Origin of the sequence: Streptomyces humidus (genome assembly GCF_014649655.1) — a bacterium.
In the GTDB taxonomy this organism is placed as follows: Bacteria; Actinomycetota; Actinomycetes; order Streptomycetales; family Streptomycetaceae; genus Streptomyces; species Streptomyces humidus.
The window spans coordinates 378613-392535 of the sequence record NZ_BMTL01000002.1; the positions used below are offsets into that span (position 1 = coordinate 378613).

Sequence of the window (13923 nt, forward strand, 5' to 3'; positions counted from 1 at the left end):
TTGCCGCCGACGGGATGAGAAACGGCTGTCGCCGACGGGATCAGAAACAGTTGCCGCCGGCGGGTGGGGACGCGCGTCGCCCGGTCCGCGCCGACGGCACGGACCGGGCGTCCGGAGACAGCTGAAGCCCAAGGCTCACAGCCGCGGGTCCACCGGCTCCGACTCCAGGGCCAGCACGCCGAACACCGCCTCGTGGATGCGCCACAGCGGCTCACCCTCCGCCAGCCGGGCGAGGGCCTCCAAGCCGAGGGCGTACTCGCGGACCGCCAGCGACCGCTTGTGGTTGAGGAAGCGGCCGCGCAGCCGGGCCAGGTTGTCGGGGCGGGTGTACTCCGGGCCGTAGATGATCCGCAGGTACTCACGGCCCCGGCACTTGACGCCGGGCTGGACCAGCCGGCCGCCCTCGCCTCGGACCAGAGCGCCCAGCGGCTTGACGACCATGCCCTCGCCGCCCCGGCCCGTCATCTCCAGCCACCAGTCGACGCCGGCCCGGACCGACTCGGCGTCCCCCGTGTCGACGTACAGACGCCGGGTGGTCTGGAGCAGGCCCGTGTTGTCGTGTTCCACCAGCCGGTCGAGGAGCGCCAGCTGCTCGTCGTGCGGCAACGCCGCGAGGCTGCGGCCCTGGACGGCGAGGATCTGGAACGGGGCCAGCCGTACGCCCTCCAGGCCGTCGGTCGTCCAGCAGTAGCGGCGGTACGCCTCGGTGAACGCGGCCGCGTCGGAGGCGCGTTCCGCCTGGCGGGAGAGCAGGTCGGCGACGTCCACGCCCCTGGCCGCGGCGGACTCCAGGGCGGACAGCGCGCCCGGGAAGACGGCCCCCGACGCCGCCCCCACGGCCGCGTACTGGGAACGCAGCAGCCCCGACGCCTTGAGCGACCACGGCATCAGCTCGGCGTCCAGCAGCAGCCAGTCGGTGTCCAGTTCCGACCACAGACCGGCCTCCTCCACCGCCGCGCGCACCCGGCCGAGGATCTCCTCCGTCACGGCGCCGTCGTCGAAGAACGGACGGCCGGTGCGGGTGTACAGGGAACCGGTGGGGTCCCCGCTCCCGGCCGCGCTCCGTCGGGAAGCGCCCCCGGCGCCGAAACGCTTACGCGCTGTTTCCGCGTCACGGCAGACCAGGACCACCGCCCGCGAGCCCATGTGCTTCTCCTCGCACACGACCCGGGCGACGCCGTCGCGGGCGTACTGCGCGAACGCCTCCGCCGGGTGCTCGAGGTAGCCGTCCACCTGGCTGGTCGCCGTGGGGGCCATCGTCGGCGGGAGGTACGGCAGCAGGCGCGGGTCGACCGCGAAGCGACTCATCACCTCCAGGGCTGCCGCCGCGTTCTCCTCGCGGATGGAAACACGGTTCTGTCCTTCGTAACGGGTTTCCACGATGCGTCGGCCGTGGACGTCCGCCAGGTCCAGCGGACGGGCGTCGTGTCCGCCGGGCGCCTCCGACCGCAGCGGCTTCGTCGGCTCGTACCAGACCCGCTCCGCCGCCACGTCGACCAGCTCGCGTTCCGGCCAGCGCAGCGCGGTGAGCTTGCCGCCGAAGACGGCGCCGGTGTCCAGACAGATCGTGTTGTTCAGCCAGGTCGCCTCCGGGACGGGCGTGTGTCCGTAGACGACCGCCGCGCGTCCCCGGTAGTCCTCCGCCCACGGGTAGCGCACCGGCAGGCCGAACTCGTCGGTCTCGCCGGTGGTGTCGCCGTAGAGCGCGTGCGAGCGGACGCGGCCGGAGGTGCGGCCGTGGTACTTCTCCGGCAGGCCGGCGTGGCAGACCACCAGCCTGCCGCCGTCGAGGACGTAGTGGCTGACGAGTCCGTCGATGAACGTGCGCACCTCGGCGCGGAACTCGTCGCTCTCCTCCGCCATCTGCTCGATGGTCTCGGCGAGGCCGTGGGTGTGCTGCACGTTGCGGCCCTTGAGGTAACGGCCGTACTTGTTCTCGTGGTTGCCGGGGACGCACAGGGCTTCGCCGGAAGCGACCATCGACATCACGCGGCGCAGCACCCCCGGACTGTCCGGGCCCCGGTCGACCAGGTCGCCGACGAAGACGGCCTGGCGGCCTTCGGGATGGACGCCGTCCACGTAGCCCAACTTGCCCAGCAGCGCCTCCAGTTCGGAGGAGCAACCGTGGATGTCACCGATGACGTCGAAGGGGCCGGTGAGGTGGGTCAGGTCGTTGTAGCGCTTCTCGGTGACGACGGAGGCGTTCTCGACGTCCTCGACGCCGCGCAGCACGTGCACCTTGCGGAAGCCCTCGCGCTCCAGGTGACGCAGCGAGCGCCGCAGTTCGCGGATGTGGCGCTGGATGACCCGGCGGGGCATGTCGGCGCGGTCGGTGCGCGCCGCGTTGCGTTCGGCGCACACCTCCTCCGGCACGTCCAGCACGACGGCGATGGGCAGCACATCGTGCTGTTTGGCGAGGTCGATCAGCCGACGGCGGGCGTCCGGCTGCACGCTGGTCGCGTCGACCACCGTGCGGCGGCCGGCCGCGAGCCGTTTGCCGGCGATGTAGTACAGGACGTCGAAGGCGTCCCGGGTCGCGCTCTGGTCGTTCTCGTCGTCGGAGACGAGGCCTCGGCAGAAGTCGGAGGAGATGACCTCGGTGGGCTTGAAGTGGCGGTGGGCGAACGTGGACTTGCCGGAGCCTGACGCGCCGACGAGCACGACGAGGGACAGGTCGGTGACGGGCAGGACGCGGCCCGGTGTCGCGGATACCTGAGTGTCGGTCATGCCGCCTTCGCCTCCTTCTCGCTCTTCCCGTTGCCCTCACACGCTTTCTCGTCACCGGCGTTCACGTTCGCGGCGCTCACGTTCTTCTCGTTCTCGGTGTGCGCCTTCTCGGTGTGCGCCTTCTCGGTGTGCCTTGTCTCGGTGTGCGCGTTCCTGCCGTTCTCGGCGTTCCCGCCCCGGGCGTTCCGGCTGTTCTCGACGGTCGTCCTCCTCTCGAAGACGGCCATCTGGGTGGGCGGGCCGACCTCGGGGTCGTCCGGGCCGACGGGCACGAACTCGACCTCGTAGCCGTGTCGTTCGGCGACCGCGGCCGCCCAGGCGCCGAACTCCCGCCGGGTCCACTCGAACCGGTGGTCGCCGTGCCGGACGTGGCCGGCCGGGAGGCTCTCCCAGCGGATGTTGTACTCGACGTTCGGGGTCGTCACCAGGACCGTGCGCGGACGGGCCGAGCCGAAGACCGCGTACTCCAGCGCGGGCAGCCGGGGCAGGTCGAGGTGTTCGATGACCTCGCTCAGCACGGCCGCGTCATAGCCCCTGAGACGCGTGTCGGTGTAGGCCAGCGAGCCTTGCAGGAGCTGGACGCGGGAGGCCTGCCGCTCCCCCATGCGGTCCAGCTTCAGCCGGCGCGCGGCGATGGTGAGCGCGCGCATCGACACGTCGACGCCGACGATCTCGGTGAACCGCGGGTTCTTCAGCAGCGCCTGCACCAACTGGCCCTGGCCGCAGCCGAGGTCGAGGACCCGGGCGGCCCCGGCGCGGGTCAGCGCGGCGACGACGGCCTCACGGCGCTGCACGGCCAGCGGAGTCGGCTTCTCCTCCGTCTCGGCCTCCGCCCCGACCGCGTTGTCGATGTCCTCGACCTCGCTGTCGTCGGCCTCGGCGAGCCGGATCAGCTCCAGCCGCTCCATCGCCTGCCTGGTCAGCGACCAGCGGCGGGACAGGAAACGGCTTGTGATCAGTTTCTGCTCGGGGTGGTCGGGCAGCCAGCCCGCACCGGCGCGCAGCAGCTTGTCGACCTCGTCGGGCGAGACCCAGTAGTGCTTGGCGTCGTCGAGGACCGGCAACAGGACGTACAGGTGGCGCAGGGTCTCGGCGACGGTGAGCGTCTCCGACTCCAGGGTCAGGCTCACGTACCGCGAGTCGCCCCACTGGGGGAACCTCGTGTCGAGGGGCACCGGTTCGGCGCTCACCCGCCAGCCGAGCGGTTCGAAGAGGGCCTGCACCAGACCCGGGCCGCCGCGGGCCGGAAGTGCAGGTATCTCGACACGCAACGGCCTTGCCTGCGAGGGGAGTTCGGGCTTCGCGGCGCACACCCCGCGCATCGCGCTGGAGGCCACGCCGCTCAACGCGACGGCGAGCAGCGAGGAGGCCGCGTAGGGGCGGTCGTTGACGTACTGGGCGAGGGCCGCGTCGGGAGCGCCGCCGCGGCCCTTGCCCTTGCCGCGCCGGACCAGCGCCACGGCGTCCACCTCCAGCAGCAGCGCCGCCGTGCAGCGCTCGGCGTCGGCCTCGGGATAGAGGACGTGAGCCTTGCCGTAGGACACGGTGGCCGAGAAGGCCCGATCAGGGTGCTTGTGGAGCAAAAAGCCCAGGTCAGTGGCCGGGTGCTGTTCATTTCCGGTGGTGGAGATCGTCAGGAACACGATGGGTGCCTAGGAGAGGTGGGATGGGAACGGGAGCGCCGACAGGGCGCTCGCCCGCCCGCACAACGTACCGAGAACAGCTCGGCGGCACCCGGGAATTTCGGTTCCGGAGACGCTCGTTCCAGCTGGTCAGATGCCGGATACGGGTGACCGCGTCGGGCGGGGGAACCGCAGGGAGCGGACTGCGGCGAACCCTGCGGACCGGACGGCCGGCGCAAACCGGAGGCCGGACGGCGGGGCCGGTGCGGCAGGCCGGGCCGACGCGACAGGCCCCCTCGGCAGGGCAGGCCCCCTCGGCGGGCGGGCTGCGCCGTCAGGGGGAACCGGCGCCGGGCGTCCCCTGCCGCTCCGGCGCAGTGCGCCAGGCGCTGACCCCGAGTTTTCCGGTCGTCCCGAGATCGAGGTGCGGCGTGATCATCACCGGGGCGGCGCCCTGCCTGGCGCGCACCCTGACGTAGGGCACGTCGAGGGCCGTGCCGGAACCCGTGGTGTTGCGCCACATCAGGCCGGCGCCGGCCCGCTCCCCCGGCTCGAGGGTCACGGTCCGGGGCGGGTCGTCGAATCCGCTGACCGTGGCGATGTCCCCGCTGCCGCGGAAAATCCTCACGCCGTCGACCGGCTGCCGGTCCTCGTCCAGCAGGGTCACCTGCGGGTAGCCGTTGACGGTGTAGTCCCGTTCGCCGCAGTTCTCCAGGAGCAGTCCCACCACGCGCAGCCCCATCGCGGCGTCGCCGTCGTCGGCCGTGACCCGGATCCCCGAGGGCGGGCAGGCTCCCTGCCCGGCCGGCGCCTCGGCCGCGGGAACCTTGGTCACCTCCGCGACCTTCACCCTCGTCACCGACGGCGCTCCCGGCGGAAGGGACGCCATCCGCACGGTCCCGCGGACCGTACGGCCCGGCCCGACCGGACCGACGGTGACCTTCTGGTTGCTCACCGCCCCGCCCCCGCTCGTCGTGAAGCCGAAGAGGACGGTGTAAGTCAGCGCCTGTGTTGCGGAGTTGGTGACCTCGTAGGCCGCCGAGACGCCGGTGTCGACCGAGACGCCCGAGTCGGCCGGGAGTCCGGTGGCGAGGGATTCGGCCTCGACGACGCCGTCCGCGGCGCCGGGGCTCGCGGAGGGGGAGCCGGACGGGAGGGTCACCGAGGTGATCCGCACCCCGTCCACCGCGGGCTCGGCGACCGCGGTCCGCGACGTCGAACCGCTCGCGTCGGCGCCGCCGTCATGCGCACCGGAACCACCGTCGTGCGCGCCGCCGCGTTCCGATCCGCACGCCGAGAGCAGCAGCAGGGCGGCGAGGGCCGGGAGAAGGGGGGTGCGTCTGCGCATCCCGCCACCCCATCAGCCCCCCGCCCGCACAACTGTGACGCAAGCCACACTTCCGGTCACAGCCGTGTCACAGTCGGCCGTCGCGCGGGCGCCCCCACAAGGGCGCGCCCGCGTCCGCCGTCCTACGACAGCTGGGCCTGCACCTGGGCGGAGATGAGCTCCAGGTGGTCCAGGTCGTGCAGATCGAGGACCTGGAGGTAGATCCGTCCGGCGCCGGCCTCGGCGTAACGGCCGATCTTGTCGACGACCTCGGCCGGGGAGCCGGCCAGCCCGTTGGCCCTCAGTTCGTCGACCTCGCGGCCGATCGCGGCGGCGCGCCGGGCGAGCTCCTGGTCGTCGCTGCCGACGCAGACGACGAGGGCGGCGGAGAGGGTGATCTCGTCGGCCTCACGGCCGATCTCCGCCGCGGCGTCCCGCACCCGGGCGAACTGGCGTCCGCTGTCCTCGACCGAGCCGAACGGCATGTTGAACTCGTCGGCGAACCGGGCGGCCAGTCGCGGGGTGCGGGTCGCGCCGGTGCCGCCGATCAGCACCGGGATCTTCGCCTGGGCGGGCTTGGGCAGCGCGGGCGAGTCCGCGAGCTCGTAGTACGACCCGCGGAAGTCGAAGGTCTTGCCGCTCTCGGTGGCCCACAGCCCGGTGACGATCTCCAGCTGCTCCTCCAGGCGGCCGATCTTCTCCTTCGGGAAGGGAATGCCGTACGCCTTGTGCTCCTCCTCGTACCAGCCCGCGCCCAGGCCCAGTTCGACGCGCCCGCCGGACATCTGGTCCACCTGCGCGACCTGGATGGCGAGGACGCCGGGCAGCCGGAAGGTGCCGGCGGTCATCAGCGTGCCGAGGCGGATGCGCTTGGTCTCGCGGGCGAGGCCGGCGAGCGTGATCCAGGCGTCCGTGGGGCCGGGAAGGCCGCTCACGTCACCCATCTTCAGATAGTGGTCGGACCGGAAGAAGGCGTCGAACCCGAGGTCCTCGGTGGCTTTCGCCACGGTGAGGAGGGTGTCGTAGGTCGCCCCCTGCTGGGGCTCGGTGAAGATGCGAAGGTCCATGACTCCATCCTGCATGCCGCCCCCTCCGCCGGCCCCACCCGGTCCCCCGCCCCTCGTGTGACTCGCATGGCCCCGGGCGGGTGAAAAACGTCCGCGCTCCGCGTGGGCGACGGCCCGCTCCAGTGACCCGCCCGGGCGGTGATCGTTGGCCGGGCGGAGCCGGACCGTCCGGCGTCCGTTCCGTGTTCCCGGTTCCCGGCAGGCCGATGCCGGGACGTCACCCGCACCGGTCCTCTTCGTGGGGACCGGGGCCGAGGAGGCCGTCATGTCCGAAGAGACCGCGCCACAGCAGGGCGGGGCCGCCATGGCGGCTCCGTCGAGGGGGTTGTTGCAGCAGATGGAGGAGCTGCTGGCGGCTCTGAACGCGAATCTCTCGGCCCTGGACGTGGGTCTGCGGTCGACCGGCGCGTCGCGGCGGATGCCGGGCGACGAGGGCACGGCGGGCTGACCGCCCCGCTCACCTCTCCGGCAGCGCCCCCTCCCTCTCCTCGCGTTCCTCTCTCGCCGCCAGCTTGCGCAGCATCTCCAGGACCCGGTCCCTGGACTCGTCCGCCGCGTCGATGGCCTCCATGCACTGCCAGTACGTGCCCTGGTCGTCCAGCGAGCCGGCCAGGCCGACCAGGGCGATGCTCACCTCGCCGAGCAGGCCGCCCAGGTCGAGCAGAGCCCGGCGGGCGTCGTCCAGTTCGGTGAGCCGGGCGGCCAGCAGGTCCCCCGGACCGAGGTCCGGGGGGCCCAGGACACCGCATCCTCTGCCCGCCAGTTCCGTCAGCCCCAGCGCCTCGCCCCGCAGTTCGGGCGGACCCGAGACGGCCAGGCGGCTGCCGATCGCCTGCGCCAGGGCCTGCGCCTGCCAGACCTCCTTGAGGATCCCCGCGCGCCCGCCGCTGCCGGCGAGCGCGCGCCTGCTCGTCAGGATGAGCCGCACCGCGTCCATGCGCCGCCCCCGTCTGCCCCGCGTGCTCTCGGCACGCTGCCCGAACACGACTGTTCACTACCCAGAGTGAGGGCCTGCGGGGCGAAAAGCCAGAGGTAGACCGAAATCTGTGGACAACAAATCGATTTCGGTCCGCTCTGTGATTGCGGAGAGTGAAAATGGACCGGAAGGCTCCGTCGCGGTCACCCCGGCCGGGGGCTAGGGAGCCGGGAACCTGAGTTCGTTGCGGTCGATCTTCGCGGCCAGCGCGGCCAGCGGGTCGACGCCGAGCACTTCGCACAGTTGCAGCAGGTAGGCGAGCACGTCGGCGACCTCGTCCGTCACTCGGTGCGCGGTGTCCGGGTCGTCCATCACTCGCGCGGACTCCTCCGGCGTCAACCACTGGAAGATCTCCACCAGTTCGGACGCCTCCACGCTGAGCGCCGCGACGAGGTTCTTGGGGGTGTGGAAGGGCTGCCAGTTCCGCGCGGCCGCGAACTCGGCCAGTCTGCGCTGCAGCTTCGCCACATCGAGGTGTTGTTCTGTCACGGACCCAGGTGTACCACCGTCACTCCGTCCGTCCGGGCGGCCCGGGCTCCGTCGCTCACCGCGCCGACGCAGCGGATGTGTCCGCGCTCGGCCATCCGCACCGCCAGCCGCAGCAGTTCGGCGCTCTGGCGGGCGTCGAGTCCGCGGTCCAGGCCGTCGGCGAGCAGCGTGAGGGTCTGCATCGCGGCCGGCACCTCGCCGGCCGGGTCCACGTCGAGGACGCCCGGCCCGGTGAGCAGCACCAGCGCGAGGGCGACATAGCGCAGTTCGCCGTATCCCAGCCGGGCGAGTTCCGTCCGGGCGCCGTCGGCGCGGTCGAGCACCGCCCGGACCGTGCCGTCGGCGAGGGGCTCGGCGCGCAGGTCCACCACCGGTGCGGTGGACCCGGCGGACAGCGCGGCGACCAGGTGCGCATGCCGTCGGCCGCACTCCTCCCGGGTGCGCCACAGGACGTCGGCGAGGTTGTCGCACCCGGTGAGCAGCCGGCCGGTGCCGGTGGGCACGGGGACGCCCATCCAGTCGGGCTGGGGATCGCAGGCGAACACCGACCGCAGCGCGACCACCATCTGCTCGGCGGCCGCCAGCACCTGCCGCTGTCCGTCGGTCTTGCCGGCCACGCGCAGCGGCAGCAGCGCGGTGCCGAGCCGGTCGTCGGGCAGCGGGGCGCGTGTCATGGGCGCGGGGCCCCCGGTGTGCCAGGCGGCCTGTACCGTGCGGCGCCCGGGGTCGCGCAGGGCCGTCTCCAGCAGGACGACGCCTCCCGCGCTCAACCGCTCGCCCACGATGCGCAGTTCGGGTTCGGCCTGCACGGCGACGTCCAGCCGGACCGGGCCCTTGGGCCCGTCGGCCGTGCACCCGATGCGGAATCCCCGGCGGCGCTGGGCGTCGGGCCGCGCGCCCTGCGGCACGCAGGCGACCGGATCGGGGAACACCTCGCCCAGCAGGGCCCCGCCGCCGAGCCGCGCCAACGCCTCGTAGGCCCGCAGGACACTGCTCTTGCCACTGCCGCTGGCCCCGGCGAACAGCGTGACGGCGCCCAGCGAAAAGCGGGCCCGGCGGTGCCCCGCGAACGCCGACAGCCTCAACTCCGTCACGCACGGCCGCACATGACGTTCAGATACGGGAGCCGCGGGTGAGCCCTCCCGGGCGGAGGCCTGTTCCTTCGACGTGGGCGACTCCCGCGCGGGCCCGGTGGGCGTGACTCCCCCTGAGGCGGAGGGGGCCGACTGCTCGGTCGTCGGGTGAGGGGGGTCTGCCGGCGTGGCGCGTGGCGGTTCCGACTCCGGCCCGAGGCCGGACGTCGTCCGCGGGTCGGCTCCGCACGCGGCGCATCGCACCGGCGAGGACGGCGGGTGACCGGGCGTCGTCGAGGCGAGGGGGCCGCCGGGCGGGAGCCGTCGCCCCTCGGCGGGCGGAGCCTGCGCGGGCACCGTGGGAGAAGAGGCGTGCCCCGACGGCGGACCGTCGGACGCCGACGGGAGCAAGGGCCCGGCGGGGGCCGGCGGCGAGGACGCGGAGGAGGACGTCGGGACAGTCGCGGAAGAGGACGGTGAGACAGGTACGGAAGAGGGGGGTGGGGCAGGCGCGGAGGAAGACGGTGAGACAGGTACGGAAGAGGGGGGTGGGGCAGGCGCGGAGGAAGACGTTGGGACAGGTACGGAAGAGGGGGGTGGGGCAGGCGCGGAGGAAGACGTTGGGACAGGTACGGAAGAGGGGGGTGGGGAGGGCATATGCGGACGGTAGGACTCCGCCGCCGGGCGAACCGTTCCGCCCGGGCAAGCTTCCTACGATCGGGCGACCGTGAGGGTCGCGTCCGGGCCCTCGCGCCCTGTTTCTCCCGACCGCGGAGCCGCCTGCCGGTGCGGCACGTTGCGCACCGGCGGACGGCTGCTCGACGCGGTCGCCCGCCCCGGTCTCAGATGCCGGGCGCCCTCGCCCCTTCCATGAGTCCGCTCACCTCGGTGCCCGGCGGGGTGAGGAGGAAGACGTTGCGGTCGACCCGGTGCATCCCGCTGGCCAGGCCGAACACGACCCCGGTGGAGAAGTCCAGGACGCGCTTGGCGGTGTCGGTCTCCGCTCCCGTCAGATCGAGCAGCACCGGAATGCCCGACATCAGCGTCTCGGCGACCTCGCGGGCGTCCGCGAAGACATTGACCCGCAACACGACGAAGCGACGCCTGGTCTCCGTCTCGGTGTCCGGGAGCGAGCGGTGGCCCACCGCCGACGGCCACGCGTCCCGGCCGCGCAACGGAACGACCTGAGCGAGCCCTTCCCACTGTTCATCGGTGACGTCGTAACGGTTCACCGGCACCCCCCGAACTGACTCGCCTTCAATGCATGCACCAGTCAATTCTTACGCCAAGTCACCCGTTCGGCCCAACAGCGACACGGTCCGCCACCGGTCGGGAACCCGGGCGGCCGCTTCTCAGCGCCGGCACACCGGACCTCCCTCGTCCGAGCACACCGCGTTCACCAGCGCTGATTACGGACGGTGCGGAACTGCGCATGTCGCAGAGACGGCGCCGTGACGACGGACCGGAAGCCGGACCCGTCGGCAGCACGCGGCGGCCGGGGGCCGCCCGAGCAGTGGCGCCGCGTCCTGACGCTGCCGGCCGCCGTCGGTCTCTTCATCGGCACCCGCGCGATCTGGTCGCAGGCGGCCGGCCACCGGCTCCCCGTGGCCGTGGCCGGGTGCGGGAGCGTCAGTCGGCCGTGCGCGTGAAACGGAGTGTGGCGGTGGCGGTGGTCAGGCCGCGGATCATGCCCAGTTGGCCCCAGCCCAGGCCGAAGTCGTTGCGGTCCACGGTGAATTCGGCGTCCAGGGTGACCGCGTCGGCGTCCGCCTGGGTGAGTCGCGCGGTGAAGGACTTCGGCCGGCTGATGCCGCGCACGGTCAGCTGACCGGAGACGTTCACGGTGGCGTCGGCGCCGAGTTCGGCGGCGCGCACGACGAAGGTGATCTCGGGGTGGTTGTCGACGTCGAAGAAGTCGGCGCCGCGCAGGTGTTCGTCACGCTTGGCGTTCTTCGTGTCGAGGGAGGCCACGCCGAGAGTCAGGGTGCCGGTGACGGATCCGTCCGCCCCGACCTCGCCGCCGCCGGCGAGGTCGGTGAAGGCGCCCTTGACGGTGACCAGGTTCCACATCGTCTTCTGCTTCAGGGCGACGGTGGACGCGCTCGCGTCGAGTTGCCACAGTCCGGTCTGCACGGCGACGGTCATGACCGTCCTCCTCGGTGGTCCAAATTTGGATGATGCTGTCACGACCACGCTAGTCGTTTACCCAATCCCGAACAACCGAGTCGTGCAAATTTGGACTACAGATACAATCGAAGTCATGCCAGACCCCGTCGAAACCCCTGCCGACCTGCCCGACTGCCCGTCGGCGCAGGGCGCCGGCAGCGGCCTGCTGCCTCCCGAGCTGCGCGGATGGATGCTGCTGCTCGCCGCGACGGGGGCAGTGGAGCAGCGGCTGCGTTCCGTGGTCAAGGAGTGGCTGGACGTCTCGCACGACGAGTTCCTGGTGCTGTGCCTGCTCGCCGAGCAGCCCCCCGACGGCCTGCGCATGACGCGGGTCGCGGAACTGCTGGGCCGCCCCAAGACCCGGCTGACCTATCAGGTCGCCTGCCTCCAGCACGCCGGGCTCGTCACCCGCAGGACCGCCTGCGGCGACAAGCGCGGCGTCGAGATCGCCCTCACCGACAAGGCGCGCCGGCTGCTGCGGGAGGCCTCCGACGCGCTCTCCGAGACCGTCACGGAGGCGCTGGGCCAGGTCATGGGACCCGAACAGTGCGCCGCCCTGGGCGGACTCATGCCGAAAGCAGCCGCGGCACCGCAGCCGGATCCGGGACAAGGACCGGGATCGGGGCCCGAGTCCGAGTCCCAGGCGCGGCAGGCGGGCTAGTGTCCTGAGTCGGGAATACGGCTGAGTGTTCGCGTCCGGGCCGCGCAAGGATCAGCGGATGCGCGAGGCGATTGCCCGGCGGCCCCTGGGGGGTCAGGAGCCCAAGGGGACTGCGGTGCGGGCGGCACGCAGCGAGGGCTTGTCGATCTTGCCTACGGCGTTCTTGGGGAGGGCGTCGACGACGATGAACGATGTGGGCCGCTTGTAGCCGCTGAGGTGGCGCGCAGTCAGCGCTTCCAAGGCCGCGGGATCGACGGTCGCCCCCGGTCGCGGTTGGACGTAGGCGACGACCACCTCTCCCCATTTGTCGTCCGGTACACCGATGACGGCTGCATCGAGGACCGAGGGGTCAGTCACCAGGACGTCCTCGATCTCCTTGGGGTAGATGTTCTCCCCGCCACGGATGATCATGTCTTTCGACCGTCCGGCCAGGAACAGGTAGCCGTCCGCGTCGAGGTGGCCGATGTCGCCCGTGTGCAACCAGCCGTCCACGATCGTCTTCGCCGTCTCTTCCGGCCGGCCGAGATAGCCACGCATGACGTTGGGGCCGCGCACCACGACCTCACCGTCCATGCCGGGCGCCAGCTCCGTACCACGCTCGTCGACGATCCGGATGTCCTGGCCCGGGACGGCAATTCCCACGCTGCCGGCGCGTCGCGGGCCCGCGACCGGGTTGACGGTGGAGAAGCACGTTCCTTCGGACAGCCCGTAACCCTCGATGAGAGGGAAGCCGTACCGACTCTCGAACCGCGCCAGCAGCTCCGCGGAGGCGGGCGCCGCGCCGCAGCACCCGTATCGCAAGGACGACGTGTCGGGTAGAACGTCGGCCGGCAGCGCCGCAAGCATGCTGTAGATCGTGGGCACGGCGCTGAAGTAGGTGGGGCGCTCCTGCTCGACGAGGTCGAAGAAGGTCTTGGGATCGAACCGGTCGGTGATGGCGACGCTGCCACCCGCGAGCAGCGGCATGAGCACGCTGACCACGATGGCGTTGACGTGGAAGAGCGGCAGGATCAGCAGGCAGCGGTCGGCCGGTCCCAACTCGAGCCCCCTGCACCCCGTCCCTGCCATCGACTCGATGTTGGAGTGGCCGAGCATCACGCCCTTGGGCATCCCAGTCGTTCCGCTGGTGTAGATCAGGAGAGCGAGCGAGGACGAGTCCGGCTGCGGTGCCGGATCCGCCTCTGCCCCTTCTGCGTACAGGGCGTCGACGGCGAGCGTGGCGACGCCTGCGGCGGTCGTGCTCTTCTCCACCACCAGCAGGCGTGCGCCCGAGTCCTGGAGCTGCCGTGCGACTTCCCCGTCGGTCAGGCTCGGATTGACCGGGGTGACCGTGGTACCGAGCCGCCAGGCGGCGAAGAGAAGAACCACGAACTCGACGCGGTTCCTCAGCTTCAGGGCCACGACATCGGCGGGGCCGATGCCGAGGTCCTGAAGGTGACGAGCCGCCGCCCGGACCCGGGTCAGCAGCTGGGCATTGGTGAGCGACTGACGCCCGTCGGAGACCGCGGGACCGTCCGGGTCGGATTCGGCCCGGTGGTCGGGCAGCGACGCGAAGTTCATCGAGTTCCTCCGTGGATGCTCCGCCGTTCACGGCGGAGAGGAAACGGACTCCTGCGGAGCAGGGCAGGGAGCGGGGTTTCGCCGCCAGGGCGAAAGACCGTGCTCTGACCTACAGGTTTGGTCTTCACCTGCCATTCGCTAGTTTGTGAGAATGGCCACGACGCAGGTGAAGCGGGCGTTCAAGTACCGCTTCTGTCCCACGGACGAGCAGGCAGCAGAGCTGTCGCGCACGTTCGGCTGCATCCGCAAGGTCTA

At 71.8% G+C, this 13923-nt stretch carries 14 protein-coding genes; 4 read left to right on the forward strand and 10 right to left on the reverse strand.

What is annotated here, in order from left to right; all coding sequences use genetic code 11:
• Positions 1–135: 135 nt before the first annotated feature.
• The 4 genes from IE239_RS03400 to IE239_RS03415 form a co-directional block, all read right to left on the reverse strand.
• Positions 136–2727, reverse strand: a complete 2592-nt coding sequence (locus IE239_RS03400; protein ID WP_190147706.1) for a polynucleotide kinase-phosphatase — start codon at positions 2725–2727, stop codon at positions 136–138.
• The gene (locus tag IE239_RS03405) at positions 2724–4370 is read right to left on the reverse strand and encodes a 3' terminal RNA ribose 2'-O-methyltransferase Hen1 (RefSeq protein ID WP_190147707.1); all 1647 of its coding nucleotides are present in this window, start codon (positions 4368–4370) and stop codon (positions 2724–2726) included. Before IE239_RS03405 ends, IE239_RS03400 begins: the two co-directional genes overlap by 4 nt.
• A gap of 313 nt (positions 4371–4683) precedes the next feature.
• The gene (locus tag IE239_RS03410; protein ID WP_190147708.1) at positions 4684–5697 is read right to left on the reverse strand and encodes a DUF4232 domain-containing protein; all 1014 of its coding nucleotides are present in this window, start codon (positions 5695–5697) and stop codon (positions 4684–4686) included.
• A 122-nt stretch (positions 5698–5819) separates the two neighbouring features.
• Positions 5820–6743 (reverse strand): LLM class F420-dependent oxidoreductase, encoded by a 924-nt coding sequence (locus IE239_RS03415; RefSeq protein WP_190147709.1) that lies wholly within the window; start codon positions 6741–6743, stop codon positions 5820–5822.
• A gap of 265 nt (positions 6744–7008) precedes the next feature.
• Here IE239_RS03415 and IE239_RS03420 point away from each other — a divergent pair, with 265 nt between their 5' ends.
• Positions 7009–7191 carry a hypothetical protein gene (locus tag IE239_RS03420; RefSeq protein ID WP_190147710.1) on the forward strand — a complete coding sequence of 61 codons (183 nt, stop codon included), beginning with the start codon at positions 7009–7011 and terminating at the stop codon, positions 7189–7191.
• A gap of 9 nt (positions 7192–7200) precedes the next feature.
• Here the strand turns inward: IE239_RS03420 and IE239_RS03425 are convergent, their stop codons facing one another.
• The 4 genes from IE239_RS03425 to IE239_RS03440 all read right to left on the reverse strand — a co-directional run bounded on the left by IE239_RS03425 (position 7201) and on the right by IE239_RS03440 (position 10519).
• The gene (locus IE239_RS03425) at positions 7201–7680 is read right to left on the reverse strand and encodes a DUF6099 family protein (protein WP_190147711.1); all 480 of its coding nucleotides are present in this window, start codon (positions 7678–7680) and stop codon (positions 7201–7203) included.
• Between the two features lie 198 nt (positions 7681–7878).
• Complete coding sequence (locus IE239_RS03430) at positions 7879–8208, reverse strand: nucleotide pyrophosphohydrolase (RefSeq protein WP_190147712.1); 330 nt, start codon at positions 8206–8208, stop codon at positions 7879–7881.
• Positions 8205–9314, reverse strand: a complete 1110-nt coding sequence (locus IE239_RS03435; protein ID WP_190147713.1) for an AAA family ATPase — start codon at positions 9312–9314, stop codon at positions 8205–8207. The genes IE239_RS03430 and IE239_RS03435 overlap by 4 nt, the downstream gene beginning before the upstream one ends.
• Before the next feature lie 809 nt (positions 9315–10123).
• Positions 10124–10519, reverse strand: coding sequence for a cell division protein SepF (locus IE239_RS03440; RefSeq protein ID WP_190147714.1), 396 nt, complete (start codon positions 10517–10519; stop codon positions 10124–10126).
• A 213-nt stretch (positions 10520–10732) separates the two neighbouring features.
• Between IE239_RS03440 and IE239_RS03445 the strand changes: the two genes are divergently transcribed.
• Positions 10733–10930, forward strand: coding sequence for a hypothetical protein (locus IE239_RS03445; RefSeq protein ID WP_190147715.1), 198 nt, complete (start codon positions 10733–10735; stop codon positions 10928–10930).
• Here the strand turns inward: IE239_RS03445 and IE239_RS03450 are convergent.
• On the reverse strand, positions 10911–11426 hold the full coding sequence (locus IE239_RS03450; RefSeq protein WP_190147716.1) for a YceI family protein: 516 nt from the start codon (positions 11424–11426) through the stop codon (positions 10911–10913). The two genes, IE239_RS03445 and IE239_RS03450, sit on opposite strands and share 20 nt — an antisense overlap.
• 115 nt (positions 11427–11541) lie before the next feature.
• Between IE239_RS03450 and IE239_RS03455 the strand changes: the two genes are divergently transcribed.
• On the forward strand, positions 11542–12108 hold the full coding sequence (locus tag IE239_RS03455) for a MarR family winged helix-turn-helix transcriptional regulator (protein ID WP_190147717.1): 567 nt from the start codon (positions 11542–11544) through the stop codon (positions 12106–12108).
• 93 nt (positions 12109–12201) lie between these two features.
• On the opposite strand, the gene IE239_RS03460 is transcribed toward IE239_RS03455, so the two are convergent.
• Positions 12202–13668, reverse strand: a complete 1467-nt coding sequence (locus IE239_RS03460; RefSeq protein ID WP_190147718.1) for a class I adenylate-forming enzyme family protein — start codon at positions 13666–13668, stop codon at positions 12202–12204.
• 151 nt (positions 13669–13819) lie between these two features.
• Here IE239_RS03460 and IE239_RS03465 point away from each other — a divergent pair.
• Positions 13820–13923 (forward strand): helix-turn-helix domain-containing protein (locus tag IE239_RS03465; protein ID WP_190147719.1); only part of this gene is annotated, 104 nt, incomplete at its 3' end.

Coding starts and splice junctions, on each gene's coding strand:
- IE239_RS03400 (WP_190147706.1), bottom strand. CDS start 2,727: ATGACCGACACTCAGGTATCCGCGACACCGGGCCGCGTCCTGCCCGTC.
- IE239_RS03410 (WP_190147708.1), bottom strand. CDS start 5,697: ATGCGCAGACGCACCCCCCTTCTCCCGGCCCTCGCCGCCCTGCTGCTG.
- IE239_RS03415 (WP_190147709.1), bottom strand. CDS start 6,743: ATGGACCTTCGCATCTTCACCGAGCCCCAGCAGGGGGCGACCTACGAC.
- IE239_RS03420 (WP_190147710.1), top strand. CDS start 7,009: ATGTCCGAAGAGACCGCGCCACAGCAGGGCGGGGCCGCCATGGCGGCT.
- IE239_RS03425 (WP_190147711.1), bottom strand. CDS start 7,680: ATGGACGCGGTGCGGCTCATCCTGACGAGCAGGCGCGCGCTCGCCGGC.
- IE239_RS03450 (WP_190147716.1), bottom strand. CDS start 11,426: ATGACCGTCGCCGTGCAGACCGGACTGTGGCAACTCGACGCGAGCGCG.
- IE239_RS03455 (WP_190147717.1), top strand. CDS start 11,542: ATGCCAGACCCCGTCGAAACCCCTGCCGACCTGCCCGACTGCCCGTCG.
- IE239_RS03460 (WP_190147718.1), bottom strand. CDS start 13,668: ATGAACTTCGCGTCGCTGCCCGACCACCGGGCCGAATCCGACCCGGAC.